A 14949-nucleotide genomic window follows, 5' to 3' on the forward strand; every position below is an offset into this window, starting at 1 on the left:
AACTACCACACCCCAAATGAACTTTATGAGAAAGAACTAGATTCAATCTATCGAATTCAATCGTAAAAAGTGTTCAATTTAAATTTGCAATTTAGTTTTTTTTTATTTTAGAAGTTTAAATTTACTATTTACTCGAATTCCTTACGAATCTTTTCGCCATCTTCATCAAGTTGCGGTGCGTCTTTTTGTACACCATATGAGTTCCAAGTTCCAAACTTCATTGGGGTTCCAATTACTTCATTACCATCTGGTAATTGCTTGACCATCCCACGCATCACAATCTGGTCAAGCTTACTGGTATCATTAACGTTTAAAATTAACCCCGCAGGTATACCTGCATCATTTAAGATCTTATCCCACTCAGATGCTGTCTTAGTCATTAAAACATCTTGCATTACTGACTTAACCTTCTGCCAGTTTTTTTCGCGAAGATCATTAGTCTTAAATTCGCTTTGATTAGTCCATTCATCGTGACCTAAGGTATGAGACAAAATCTTCCACAATTCATCGTTACCACAACATATTGCAAGCGCCTGATCCTTACATTCAAAAGTATCGAATGGATACATGTAAGGATGGCGATTACCAATACGATGAGGAATTTGATGAATTCCTAAAACTGTCATTAAGTCTTGAACCATTAAAGCAAAGGTTGAATCAAGCATTGAAACATCAACTGTAGTCCCCTTACCCGTACGTTCTCGTGCTACTAGTGCTGTTGTAATTGCACTGTAGCCCATTATACCAGCAACTACATCTGCAACAGATGTTCCAACTCTTGTTGCCTTACCATTAGCATCCCCTGTAGCATCCATAATCCCAGAAAATGCTTGTACAATCGTATCGTAAGCAGACTGCTTAGCCCAAGGACCATACTGACCAAAACCTGAAATTGAAGCAAAAATCAGTCTAGGGTATTTCTTAACCATCTCATCTGGATCAAATCCTAATCTTGTCATTACACCCGGACGAAAGTTTTCAACTACAATATCAGCCTTAGCAATCATATTTTCTACTAAGTCGTGATCCTTGGGATCTTTCAAATCTAAAGCAATTGACTCTTTACCAATATTACAAATTCTGAAGTACTCGCTTGAACCATCTTCAAGGTATGGACCAATATGGCGTGTATCATCACCGGTTTTTCTTTCAATATGAATTACTCTAGCTCCTGCATCTGCCAGCATTCTTGTGCAAGTTGGTCCAGATAAAACATGGGTAAAATCTACTACTAACAGTCCAGCTAAAGGATAAGGCTTAGACTTATCCAAGTGTGGATTGACTTGCATAGCTTCTTTGTAACTTAATTTACTCATATAGATACCAAACTTTCTAAAAATAGAGAGCTGTTCAAGATTGAAGCAGCTCCCTAACATTCTTATTCACCTTTAATGACTTGAGTCCTAGGATTCTTAGGTCCCTTAGCCTTAGAAATTACACCTTTTTCTACTAAATCTTGAATTTGATCGGCATTGTAACCTAGTGACTCCAGAATTTCTTTATTATTTTCGCCAAGATCAGGAGCCCGCTTATAATCTGGCTTATAGTTAGACATAGTAAATGGCAGACCAATTGTCTTAAATTTACCACGACTGCCACCTTGGTCAATAGTTACAATCGTACCATCTTCATTTAAGTCAGGATCATTTTCAATTTCTTTCCAATCTAATACTGGACCAATAGGAATACCCGCATCACCGAGAGTCTTGGTTAATTCATACTTATCATAATTCTTAGTATAAGATTCAATTAAAGGATAAATCTCTTCTTTATGAAGTTGACGGTCTTGCCAATGCTTAAATCTCGGGTCATCAATCCATTCAGGATGCCCCATAGTCTTAGCCAAAGCTGCCCAACCAGCATCTTCATTTTGAATAACAATATAAACATAAGCATTAGGATCACTTTCCCAGCCTTTAGCCTTGTAGGTCCAGCCGATAACTTGACCACCTTCGGTGTTTTCTGAGCGAGGGATCGCCTTGCCCCACTTGTAATGTGGATAGACAGCATAGTAAGGCAAAGCTCCTAAGTTATCAAGCATCACTTGATCACGGAGCTTAATTCGGCAAAGATTTAAAACAGCATCTTGCATTGATTGATAGACAAATGTTCCTTCGCCAGTATGCTCTCTTTGAAGCAATGCGGCCAAGATCGCAATAGTTAAATGCATCCCCGAATTGGAATCACCTAAGGCTGCTGCTGACTGAGTTGGTATATTATTATCACCCTTATTCCAGCCGGTTGCACTTGCCGCACCACCGGCTGCTTGAGCAACTGGTTCAAAAGCCTTAACATTTTCAAAACGCGAGCCCTTATTAAATCCCTTCAATGAAGCATAAATTAACCTTGGATTCAACTTATGTATTTGTTCCCAGCCAAAGCCTGCCCGCTCTGCGGCACCAGGCTTAACATTTTCAACAAAGACATCAGCCTTCTTTAAGAGGTCATTCATAATCTTGACGCCTTCTGGTGATTTAATATTTAGAGTGAGTGACTTCTTATTAGCATTAAGTTGCAAATAATACATGCTCCAAGAATCTTGAATATCAAGTAACTCAGTTCTAGTTGGATCACCACTATTAGTACGTTCAATCTTTATCACTTCTGCACCTAGCCAAGCTAGTAGTTGCGTACAAGAAGGTCCGGACTGAACTTGAGTCCAGTCAACAACCTTAATACCCTTTAATGGTGCATATTCATTACTTTCAGTAACCATTATTTATCCTCCTTGTCTTCTAATTGTGATAAATCTAATTCTGGATTTAAATTGCCGATATGTCCTGATTCGGCACCCATTGATGCTGGGATCTGTGCATCAATAATTGCTGGTCTGCCATTCTTATAAGCCTTTTGGAGAGCTGCTTTCATTTCTGAGTAATTACTTACGCGATAACTATCGCCACCAAATGCCTTAGCTATGTCACCATAGTGAGCTTCATGGTCTAGAACAGTTGGCCCAGGTTGAGAATTAACTACATTAATATCACCCCGATAAATGCCACCATTATTGATTATGACAACAATAATTGGTAACTTATAACGGCAAATTGTTTCCATCTCCATACCATCAAAGCCAAAAGCAGAATCGCCTTCAAGAGCAATAACTGGCTTTCCTGTTTCAACGCTGGCAGCAATTGCATAGCCAAGTCCAATTCCCATAACGCCCCAGGTACCAGTATCAAGGCGGTGACGTGGCTGCTGCATTCCAATTAAATTACGACCAATATCTAGGGTATTAGCACCTTCGCTTACTAAATAAGTATCAGGATGCTCTTTCATTAACTCATCAATTGGCTCAATTGCACTGTAGAAACCTAGACTAGCGCGTTCCTTAGCTTCTTCAATTCTTTGGGCGAATTTAGTATTATTTACCTCACAGTGTTGCTTAATCTGATCGAGCCAATCTTGCGGTGCAGTTACATTATCTTTCTCTAAAGCTGGAATTAATTTTTGTAAAACAGACTTAATATCTCCTTGAAGCGGAGCCTGAATCATTCTGTTAGAATCAAATTCAGTTGCATCAATATCAATTTGAATGAATTGAGCATCATCTCTAAACAATGGTGACTCACCATTAGCAAGCATCCAATTAAGTCTTGCCCCAATTAGGATAACAACATCAGCCTGACCTAGAGAGAATGAACGGGCAGATGCTGCTGAAAATTGTGAATCATCTGGAACAACGCCCTTAGCCATCGACATTGGTAAAAATGGTATCTTAGTCTTAGCAACTAGTTCCCTAACTTCTGACTCACTTCTAGCATAAGCTGCACCTTTGCCAAGTAAAATAATCGGTTGCTTGGCAGCTTTAAGTAATTTTACTGCCCTATCAATTGCAGTATCAGTTGGTAATTGCTTCGGTGCTGGATCTACTACTTGATAAATCTTGGTATCAGATTTTTTATTAACTGTATCAGATACAGTTGCAGCTGGAAGATCTAAGTAAACACCACCTGGCCTACCGCTAAGAGCTGTTCTAACTGCAAGAGCAACTGCGAGCCCAATATCTTGAGCACGATCAACACGATAGGCAGCCTTACAGAAAGGCTTAGCAACATTATACTGATCCAGTCCCTCATAATCTCCACGATCAAGATCAATGACATGGCGATCAGAAGATCCAGAAATCATGATTAATGGGAAACAATTCTTTGTGGCCTGGGCTAAAGCAGTTAACCCATTTAAGAATCCAGGAGCTGATACAGTTAATGCAACACCAGGCTTCCCTGTTAAAAAGCCTGCTGCAGCTGCCGCATTAACCGCTGCATCTTCACGCCTAAATCCGTAATATTTCATTCCTTTTAACTGGGCTAAGCGAGCTAAATCAGTCACAGGAATTCCAACAACACCATACATATTATTTAAGCCATTCTCTTGCAAAGCATCAATTAAAAGTGCTGCGCCGGTTAATTCTACATTATCAGCCATAGAGCTTCCTTCTTTCTCTATATATTCCAATTATTTTATGTGATTAATATAATCTCAAATCTTATTAAATTCAATCTAAAACGCTCTAATTTGAATACTTATTTTTGATAGGCATTATTTAATTTTTTTATATTATTATATTTTGTAATATATTTTTTGAATTTAAATCTAACAAAAAAGCCCAATTCCGCCAACTGGGGAATTGAGCTTACATCACACAGTGTTACCGTCCTTTGGACCAAAATATACACTTTGGTATCCTTTTCGCTACCGGAGAAAGATGCCCAACATGACGGTACGTAAAAATCATAGCACATAAACAAAATCGCAACAATATGCTTCCTTATACAAAAAGACCCGCTTACGCAGGTCTTCTTCACTAATCTTTAGATTTGCTCTTAAGCATATCTACCATCAATTGGTCCATGAGCTTCTTAACCTTATTGAAGCTCTTAACCGGGTGGTTAGCTTGAGCAATAATTGCATCTTTACCATTATTAGAAATTCTTACAAACGCATAGTATCCAGAGCCAGCGCCATTGGCACCACGGAAGCCCTTAGGAGAATTATAGAAGCCACCACCATAATATTCTGGTGCAGGTCCTTCATATAATTTCTTCATTGATGACTTGCTTAATAAACTGCCATCAACCATTGCCTTCATAACCTTATATAGGTCACTATTAGACATTGCTACTGACCCAGCACCTAGCTCACCATGAAGCTCATTAAGATCCAATGCTACCTTAGCTAAGTCACCATGCTTATCTCCCACATACTTATAAGAGTTAGCAAAGTTAATGGCATTAAGCTTTTGCGGTGTGCTCCAGATAAAAGCCGTATGCTTCAAGCCTAACCTTTTAACGAAGGTTTGGTTGAACAGATCCTCATAGCTCTTATTAGTAATCTTCTCTAAGATACCAGAGATCAAAACATAATTAATTGAAGAATAATATCTCTTACCATGAAGCTTATCTAAGTAAATGATATTGTTCTTAATGTCATAATTAATTCCATCTTGGTTACTCTTGAATACTGGGCTGCCTAAGACAGTTCCTGGACGAGTTGTCAATCCACTCGTCATATCAAGCAATTCCTTGATAGTAATCTCTTTAGCGTTAGGCACTTGTGGATAATACTTAGATAACTTATCACTAAGCTTAATCTTACCTGCCTCTACTTGGCGCATAAGCATTACTGCTGTCATTGACTTTTGGACAGAATCAATTAAGTAACTTGTGTTGGCGCTGTTGGCCTTGCGAGTCTTTTCGTTAGACCAGCCGCTAGAATAAGAATACTTAACCTTGCCATTTTTAACTATCAAGAAGCTTCCTTGGAGGTTTTGCATATTAAGCATCCCTTTAAGCTGGTTAGAATTCTGCTCACTGGCAGCTACTACTCGACTAGGCTCAACGTTCTTTTTATGATTCCAAGCTTTACTAAAATAATAATTCTTAATATTGTAAGACATTGGAATATCAGGTTGCTTCATAAACTGTCTGACATATTGATCGACAGCTAACCAACCATTCCAACCTAAGTGAATAGTATCTTCCATGAAGTACTTCTTATTACCATCATGTGATAAGTCAGCAATATTATCGAATCCTTGAGCAAGCAATTGATCCTTAATCTTGTTAACTGACTTTTGATACATACTTTCTGGTAAGCCAGTATATTTAGCCCACTTAGAGTTAACTGGTGGAATAATAAATAAGACATTCACATGTTCACGAGCAAACTCATTCAGCACTAATTCAAAATCCGCAAATTCTGGTGAATTAGTATAATCGAATTTTCTTTGTGAATTCTTTAAGCCCTTTATATTATTAGGCTTTAATCTTCTAGTAAAGAAGCTGTTGGAAATACCAAATTTATTATTTGATGTTTCTTTGGCTCCTTGTTGGTTAGCTAATTCGCGCAAGCTATCATATGCATAAGTTCCTGGGAGCATCTTGGCCCGATTTTGAATCTTAGGAATATTATTATTCATGTGGAATGTTGAGAAGAAGTTATCTTGATTAATAAGCATTCTTCTCTTTATTTTTAACCATGAAATTTGATTATCAGAAAGCTTTTGACCAGATGCTAGTGTCATCAAGGCATACTTAGTAGTCTCGCTTGAAGTACCTGATGGCATCTGCAATAGTCTACGTGCTGCATAGCGAGTTGCCACGCTATCTTTGGCACTTAAGATCCATTCAATCGCCTGCAATTGCGAGAAGTACATCCCAAAGGCAGCAGGATTCTGACCTTCCCTTGTAAACCACTGCGGTGAAATGATAAAGACAGCTTTCTTACCAGCTAGTTGCTTTTTAGTTTCTTGCAAACTAAAGAAGTGGGTCAATGATTGACTACCTGGTCCTCCCAATAAAAATGGACGATAGTCGCGATGATACTTATAAGCTAAAACACTAGGGTGCAAGGGATCCATTCGTGATAATTCACTAGATCCATAAAAAGGAACATATTCCTTTTCAAAAGCTGCTTGCTTTATTCTTTGGCCTTTAAATACATTCTGCGATTGTGAAACTGATGCCTTAAACAAAAGATTATCTGATACTTTACTATTCCATGGCAGCATAAAGACCACAAATAATAAAATAAAAGCACAGATAACTGGGCCGAAAATCTGCCACAGTTTTCTTTTATTACTCATTTCTCAAACTTTCTACCATTGCCACAATCTTATTTGGAGTGTCCCAGTCTTCGCGGTGAAATTCTGAAACAGGAGCTGTAATACCAGTTTGATCTTGTAATTCAAGTAACATTTGTACAGTTGCCATTGAATCAAGTAAGCCGTTTTCGTAGATGTTTTCATCCATACGGTCACTTAAATCTTCACCAGTTAATTCATTAATAATATCTAAAACAGTTTGCTTTGTATCCATCTTTATATTTCCTTTCAAAATTTAAATCTTTTTGCTTACTTCCAGCCAAACCATAAAGTGCTCAAAAATCCTGAGAAAATCAAGAAACTGAAGCAGACTACGTTAAAGGTTAAGAAAATTGCAAAGGCTTCGGTAAACTTATTATGCGGGATCTTCTTACGATTCTTCCGCTTAAACCTTAACCAAATATCATTGATAATGATAGCTAAGGCATGGTAGATACCATATACGATATAATACCACGTCAAGCCATGCCAGAATCCCATAATCAAGAAATCAATAAAATATGATGCTTGGGAAAGGCGGTTTCGGTCCTTAATTAACTTCTTCTTCATTGCAAAGAATGTAAAACGCATAAAGATGAAATCACGGAACCAGAATGAAAGTGTCATGTGCCAACGATTCCAGAAGTCCTTGATATTCTTTGATATGAACGGCTTATTGAAGTTCATTGGGGTATGTATTCCCATAAAGTATGAAGTACCTACCGCAAAGAGTGAATAGCCCGCGAAGTCAAAGAACAAATACATACTGTAGCAGTACATATAACCTAGTAGCGCCCATGATAGACGCAGACCACCATTGATATTTCCGTATATTATCGAATATTTAGCTAATTGAGGTAGCCATAAGGTCCCGAATACATATCCAATAATGAACTTATATAAAAATCCTTGGAAGATGTACCTAGTCCCTAATCTCATATCTTCAATATATTTGTCTCTTTCGGGAGCCTTGTTATAATCCTGTGCAAATCTCCGGTAACGGTCAATAGGACCTGAAGAAATGGTTGGGAAGAACAAGAGGAAACGTGCATATGTAATTGGATCAACCTTCTTAATGGTATGATCGCGCAATTCCATTAATACTTGCACATTCTTAAATGTTAAATATGACACCCCAAAAAATCCAATTAGATCCGCGGTTGGATCAGGTATATGTGGCGCAATCTTAACTATCGTCACTGGAATAATAGATAAGATGACAACCAGATAAAATACCCAAGTCTTATTCTTGCCTGACCTAATGTATCTCTCATAAGCAAAGGTCAAAATAAATTGGAAAACAATATAACCAATTAATTGATAACCTTGAATGGCATCTTTACCATCAAACATTAAGAACAAGAATAATAATGAGATAATTGCTTCATAAATCTTAAAGCGTCGACCAAAATATAAACCAATTATTAGTGGCAACAGCGCAATAAAGAGAATAATGAAGTAACGCGGATTACTATAGGGTTGCAGATTAATCACGCGTTATTTACCTCCTTGATGACTTGCTTAATATCTACTTTACCATTTTGGGAAATTGGCATATCCTCGCGGTAAATAAATCTCTGTGGCAACATGTATGGCATTAAGTCCTTACTTAAAGATTCACGCAAAATCTTAGTCAGTTCATCATCTTCGTACTTATCTCTAACACCATCAGCTAACTCAACCACGGCAACTAATTGTTGAACCTTGTGATCCTTGTTATACTTAGGCGCTACCACACCGTATCTAACTAATTCGTGCTTAGCTAAATAGAAGTTAATCTCTTCTAGTTCGATTCTATAGCCATTAAACTTAACTTGGAAGTCGATCCTACCACGATAAAATAGCATATCACCATCCAAAAAGCCCAAATCACCAGTTCGGTAAGTTGGATAAGTATCACCATCATTCTTATAGAATGCAGCCGTTGTCTTTTCAGGGTTATGCAAGTATCCCTTTGAAACACTTGGTCCTTGAATTAAGATTTCGCCTTGTTTACTTTCCTTATCTTCACCCTTGCTAGTATCAATCGTTATCTTAGTATCTTCTTTAGCTACACCAATTGGTAAACGATCATACTTAGCCAGAACTTCATCATTAATATCAACAGCAGTTACAGCAACTGTTGTTTCTGTAGGACCATAAGTATTATAAATATGGCTTTCAGGGAACTTAGTCTTAAGCATCTTAGCAGTTCTATGACTTAATTCTTCACCACAGAATAAGAAATGACTTAATTCCTTGTGATTTTCAGCCTTAAATGTAGGGTCTAAGAAGCTCATCTCTACAAATGAAGGTGTTGATACCCAAACATTAAATTGCAACTTAGGCAATACTTGGAACAATTGTCCTAAGTTCTGAGTTACGTCATGTGGCAAGACAACTAGCTTACCACCTGCAGTTAAAGCTGGATACAGACTCATTACTGATAAGTCAAATGAATAAGGTGCTTGAGCTAAGAAACTTGGCTTATCTGGAAGATCAAAGTCATCTAACTCCCAATTAACAAAGCTCAACAAGTTAGTATGACTAATCTGAACACCCTTAGGCTTACCAGTTGTTCCTGAAGTAAAGATAATGTAGAAATTATCATCACCTTCAACAAAGTCATCTTGACTAACTTCAAAGTCGCCATCAGGAATTTCATTAGCTGATAGAACCTTAATATCTTCCATCTCAATTGGTAATTCGTCTACTGCAATTACTAGAGGTGATTTAGATACCTCTTGAATCATTGTTAGTCGTTCACTATTAGAATAACTAGCAATCGGAATATAAGCATGTCCTGCCTTAACTGCTCCCAAGAAGCTGGCAATCATTTCAAAGGTCTGTCCGCCCCAGATCATGATTGGAGCTTTCTTTGGGATATCCAATTCTTTTAATTTTGCTGCGTATGCGTCTGATCTTTTCTTCAAATCACCATATGTGTTAGTTTCACCTAAATAGTCATATGCAACACGATTAGGATCTTCAATAGCAATTTGATCAATCTTCTTGATTACGTCTTTAATCATTAGAACGCGATCCTTTCAATTAGAAATCTTTATAAATAAAACTTGCTCCACCAATCCCACTATACGAATAAAGGTAGACAAGTACAACCAAGATGGCAAAATAGAATATCGTCTTAGCAATAAATAAGCCGATCTGCTTACCTCTGGTGTTTTGATGGTCAGTTTTTGGTTTGTCTGTCATTCTTACACCTCGTTATCTTTCCCTAATGTTACAACAATATTACAAAAATAGCTAATCATTTTAGACAATCTTAAAAAATCGCCGCATGCTACGATTATAACAGATATTATTACTTATTTTTGTTACAACTTATGATGTGTTTTAACACTACGATAAGCAAACCACAAAAATATTGCCTGCAAAGCTGAAGCAAAGATAAGACCAAAGATCATGACTGTCATAATCCACTTAGAATTTTGCCACCGATCTGTCTTAGCTGTAGCTAATAAATACGCCGAAAAAATAATTACTATTACTAGAGTTGCTATAAAGGTAATGTTACCCGTAATCTTATATAATTCTAGCATCCCAGTACCGGCAACTAATCCACTCCAACCAGATACTCTTACCCAAAAGGTCGATTTATTCCTTATCATTTATTCACCTAACTTCCTAATAAGGCATTAATGTTTGCCGATAAGACACGATCAACTACCACTATAGAATCCTTGGCATACTTACTTGCCCCTGATTCAAATAATAGTAATAACTGCCCCTGATAAGCATAGATCTGCTCTAGGTACGGTGGCACTGTTATTACCTTATCAGCCTTCGATTCATCTAAGTTATTAATAGCTGAGGCTGGGAAGAAGTATAACTTAGAATCTTGGCTGCCATATGACTGACTCAGAATAATCCAATCACCATAAACTGCCACTCCTTGAATCTGACGATCCATAGCAGCTGCACCAGAGCCTGAAGCCCAAGAAGCCGTACCTGTAGTGGCCTTAATCTGATCACTAGTAATTGTGTCTTTGAACTGGCCAACTCTTGGAATCGGATAAGTAACAATTCTTCCCTTATCATAAGTATTGAAGAAGCCAACAAGCAATTGATTATCATCATAAGTTACAGTCGATGCGCGTTCAATCGTTGGTAAGCTAACTACGTGGTTATAAGTAATGAATTGCAATTTTTTAGAATAATGATAATCTTTTAAATCCTGATAAGTAAACGACATCAAGGCCGATTGGCCTCCTTGGCTGCCTGTAATCCAGATATTCTTAGCAACCGGATCATAGGCTATCCCGCCAAGATGGGGAGAGCCCTTTACTTGAATTGTCTTAATATAATGACCATTCTTCTTACTCAAGACATAGATTACCGACGAATGCTGGTGGGTTGAATCGTAGGCAGTGATTAAAATATAATTGCCAGCTATTGTTATACCTTGCGGCGTCATTGTTCTTATCTTAGTTAGTTTATTCTTAGTAAAAGAATAGGCTTTTGTTTGAACTTGGCCTGGAACTATCACATCTGAGCCGATATAACTCCTCTTAGGAGTATTATAAATTGCCCTATAAAAGTCAGGATATTTTTTATTTAAATTCTTCTTTAAATAAGCTAGGCTGTGATGACCAGCGCTAATGCTGGTTCCATCTTTAGCTAACTTTAGACTGGGGCGACTATTGAACTTCTTAGTTATGGCAGTATGGGCTTGAAAAGTTTTAAAAATATAGACACCACCAGTTGCTAGACCAGCAAGCACTAAAAAAATAAAAAAATTTTTTCCTATTGTAATAATTCGCTTACCCAAATTTTCGGCTCCTTTTAGCTAATTGGTTTAATTATAACGAAAAACTTTTTATTTTTAATTAAGAATGAAGAAATTAATCCTAACCTTCAATTTAAAAGGCACCACCGCCAGATCCTCCACCAAAGCCACCTGAACTTCCGCCTGAAAACCCGCCAGAGCTGCCAGAACCTGAGCTTTTAACACTAGCTCCATGTTCTAAGCTTGAAGAAAAGCTATCCGCAAAGCCAAGATCTAAGTGATGACTTACCCAGATCCCACTTACAAATCCATTAGATAATTCTTGCTCAGAGAATTCGGTATGCAATTCATCAATTACCTTATCTGACAAGCCAAATGCAACGGCATAAGGCATGATATCTTCCCAGAAGATCAACTCACCCACATCTCTCATCTTGAAGTTACCAATATCTTTAATCATCTTCTTGAAGCTACGAACTTGATTAGTTAATTCACTTCCTGAATTAGTATAAAACGAAGCCCGATAATTAAAGTAGAGATAAGCAATAGCATCTAAAGCAACCAAGCCCCACAATATATATGTCGGAATTTTTGCTTTAAGTAGTGTCAATAAACACCAACTGATGACGAACATTCCAATCGAGCTAAGCATTAAGGCTGACTTAAGATTAGAAATCCTCTGCCATAAAGCTTCATTAATATAACCTGCAGCAATAACTTTATTAAATTGCTCACTGCGCCATTCTTGATACTTGTTAGCAAGATTATCCGACTTAATATCTCTCATCCGCTTTGTAGTAAATGAATGTCCATCACCTACATAGTCAAACAAGTATGCTAAGAGAGACTTTTCATTTTTTAGAGTTTCATCAATTAAACTAATCTGGTAATTTTCATCCTTACCAGAAAGCTTTTCAATTTTAAGGTGCTTTTTACCAGCTAAAGCGGTTATATAAGCAGTAAATGCCTCGGAATTAGGCTCCTGTCCGGTATCTAAGATCTGAGCAGCAACAGGACTAACTCCAGGTATCTCATAGCTTCTAGACAAGGCGCTCATCTTTTGTGGTTTAGGAGCAATATTTTTAGTCTTTAAAATTTTAAAAATAAGAAAAATTGAAATCATCCCACCAGCAATAACTGCCGCCAGACTGATTATGATATGAACTATTCTTTGCCTTGCTCGCTTACGATTAGCTAGGGCTGCTAGCTTCTTTTCCTGGGAAATAATTGCCTGCTTATGAACTTTATTTTTAGTATTTTTGTTTAAATTAGTAATACTCTTGGGAAAGATTGTATGCAGTTCAATTCCCTCATCCCCGCTTACATCATTATCTTCTAGCACTAACTGCCCTTTATCCCTATTGACTTCAATGTAACCGCTACTTGCGCCATGAGCCCAAGCTCTTAAGTCTGGAACCTGCTTACCATTATTGATAGTAACTCTTACTAGCACTTTATCTAAGTCTGTATCCCAGCCATTACCAATAATCTTAAAATTAAGCTCAGCAGTATCCTTCCAATTAATAATTGCATTAGTAATGGTATAACGATAACTAACGGTCACCCTAGAATCTTCCTTAATATTATGAAAGACCTTGAAGCGATAACCCTGATCGTCCTTAGTTAGCTGATAGGTATTATTAGCTCCCTTACCAGGCTTAACTATTTCTTGATTAGCATTATTAGTCTGAATAGTAACTACCGGATCAATTAAAGCCTGGTTAGCATCTAGGTTCTGACGATAATAAATACCATGCGCCGAACTATCGAAGCTATATTCAATCTTGCGGCTAATAGATAAAGAGCCGTTAGGATTCACCTTAGCATTAACTTCTACATTATTTATATCATAGTCAACGTCTGCCTTAACTTGTGTAGTACTAGTTAAGCAAATAATCAAACTAAAAAACGCTGCTATTAATGTAACCAACTTCTTCATTGTTTCCCTTCTTTCTTATCAAGAGTTGTCTTTTAGTTCATAATACAAACTTTGACTAATTCTCACAAGATTTAAACTTTTTTATGAAAAAACATCACAATTTGTTCACAATTTCTATCTATTATATAAACCATAGCAGATGGGAATTATCCCAAAAGCTATTTAGCATTAACATCCAACTTTTTTATTTTCATTCTTACTCCTCCAAGTAGATTGAACATATTTGTCAGTTATCATAACTGACCACAATTTATCCCATACTTTTGGCTCGCATCATTCCCAATGCGAGCCTTTTTTATGCTAAAAAAGCTTGGTTTTAATTAGATTTCAAAACCAAGCCTTAATTATATATGTTTTACTCGTGGGGATAGTTAAGCTACTTTACTTATAAAAAAGAGTATTCCGAAACTTTTTTAATTTAGGTTAAATTTAAGTGGATCCTGCTTACCAACTTTTATATTATTTTTACCCAAACATACAAAAGTACAGTAGATAACAATATTAATGCAACATCTGCAACAATAAGTACAGCTATAAGCTGGCTAACAGACAAGATGGTAACGGGATTATTTAACACAAATAAAACTACCCCAGTAATATTAAGCCTTCTCCTATTTGGATAATCTTTTTCTTCATATCAGATATAGTCTGAACTTCTGGTAACAAAGTCCTAGAAATGTAAAAGTCTATACATAAATAAAAAACGTTATAATCATAATAATCATTATAACTATATTAACTGGTAATTTCGTTTTCAAAAAAGGTGATCCATCTAAAACAATAAAACCCAGTAATAATATATTTAATAGAATAAATGCTCTAATAATCGACTGGCTATCTTTCTTTTCAATTCCCTCATCTTTGATTTTTTTCATATTTCTCTCCAAAATAAGCTATTTAAACAATTTGCAATAGCTACACATAATTTTAAAGATGAAGTATACTTTCCTAATTCTATTAACGAAATAGTTGGTATATTTATGACAGTTGCATCAACGACATCTTGAATCATACTTTAATTTATAAATCTAAAATATAAAGAGATTCTTACACTATGAAAAATATATTACTAATTGAATAAAAATAGATACTAATTAAGAAATTTCTGCTTTTATTAAATTAATTTATATATCTAATTTTGTTGCTTTCAAGTTTAAGATAAAGATTAAAAAATAATTTCTTATTGCTTTATAACAAGTG

Annotated in this window: 12 protein-coding genes; all 12 read right to left on the reverse strand. The window is 36.5% G+C overall.

The features are described from left to right. Window positions 1–128: 128 nt before the first annotated feature. The gene (locus J2Z60_RS07220) at window positions 129–1316 is read right to left on the reverse strand and encodes a CaiB/BaiF CoA transferase family protein (RefSeq protein ID WP_209687027.1); all 1188 of its coding nucleotides are present in this window, start codon (window positions 1314–1316) and stop codon (window positions 129–131) included. Between the two features lie 62 nt (window positions 1317–1378). Beyond that, entirely contained in the window at window positions 1379–2716 is a 1338-nt protein-coding gene (gene frc, locus J2Z60_RS07225) for a formyl-CoA transferase (protein ID WP_209687028.1), read from the reverse strand. After that, window positions 2716–4428 carry an oxalyl-CoA decarboxylase gene (gene oxc, locus J2Z60_RS07230; protein ID WP_209687029.1) on the reverse strand — a complete coding sequence of 571 codons (1713 nt, stop codon included), beginning with the start codon at window positions 4426–4428 and terminating at the stop codon, window positions 2716–2718. Before oxc ends, frc begins: the two co-directional genes overlap by 1 nt. Before the next feature lie 379 nt (window positions 4429–4807). Continuing rightward, entirely contained in the window at window positions 4808–7087 is a 2280-nt protein-coding gene (gene dltD, locus J2Z60_RS07235; RefSeq protein ID WP_209687030.1) for a D-alanyl-lipoteichoic acid biosynthesis protein DltD, read from the reverse strand. Then, window positions 7080–7319, reverse strand: a complete 240-nt coding sequence (dltC, locus tag J2Z60_RS07240) for a D-alanine--poly(phosphoribitol) ligase subunit DltC (RefSeq protein WP_209687031.1) — start codon at window positions 7317–7319, stop codon at window positions 7080–7082. Before dltC ends, dltD begins: the two co-directional genes overlap by 8 nt. A 35-nt stretch (window positions 7320–7354) precedes the next feature. Then, window positions 7355–8578: a D-alanyl-lipoteichoic acid biosynthesis protein DltB gene (gene dltB / locus J2Z60_RS07245; RefSeq protein WP_209687032.1), complete on the reverse strand. Its 1224-nt coding sequence runs from the start codon at window positions 8576–8578 to the stop codon at window positions 7355–7357. Further along, window positions 8575–10095 carry a D-alanine--poly(phosphoribitol) ligase subunit DltA gene (gene dltA / locus J2Z60_RS07250; RefSeq protein WP_209687033.1) on the reverse strand — a complete coding sequence of 507 codons (1521 nt, stop codon included), beginning with the start codon at window positions 10093–10095 and terminating at the stop codon, window positions 8575–8577. Before dltA ends, dltB begins: the two co-directional genes overlap by 4 nt. Before the next feature lie 19 nt (window positions 10096–10114). Further along, window positions 10115–10276 (reverse strand): teichoic acid D-Ala incorporation-associated protein DltX, encoded by a 162-nt coding sequence (locus J2Z60_RS07255; protein ID WP_209687034.1) that lies wholly within the window; start codon window positions 10274–10276, stop codon window positions 10115–10117. Window positions 10277–10398: 122 nt separating this feature from the next. Next, window positions 10399–10692 (reverse strand): hypothetical protein, encoded by a 294-nt coding sequence (locus tag J2Z60_RS07260; protein ID WP_209687035.1) that lies wholly within the window; start codon window positions 10690–10692, stop codon window positions 10399–10401. 8 nt (window positions 10693–10700) lie between these two features. Beyond that, window positions 10701–11852: a YncE family protein gene (locus tag J2Z60_RS07265; protein ID WP_209687036.1), complete on the reverse strand. Its 1152-nt coding sequence runs from the start codon at window positions 11850–11852 to the stop codon at window positions 10701–10703. Between the two features lie 91 nt (window positions 11853–11943). Beyond that, window positions 11944–13749: a DUF2207 domain-containing protein gene (locus tag J2Z60_RS07270; RefSeq protein WP_209687037.1), complete on the reverse strand. Its 1806-nt coding sequence runs from the start codon at window positions 13747–13749 to the stop codon at window positions 11944–11946. Between the two features lie 686 nt (window positions 13750–14435). After that, window positions 14436–14624: a hypothetical protein gene (locus J2Z60_RS07275; RefSeq protein WP_209687038.1), complete on the reverse strand. Its 189-nt coding sequence runs from the start codon at window positions 14622–14624 to the stop codon at window positions 14436–14438. Window positions 14625–14949 lie beyond the last annotated feature (325 nt).

The organism is Lactobacillus colini, from assembly GCF_017874575.1.
In the GTDB taxonomy this organism is placed as follows: domain Bacteria; phylum Bacillota; class Bacilli; order Lactobacillales; family Lactobacillaceae; genus Lactobacillus; species Lactobacillus colini.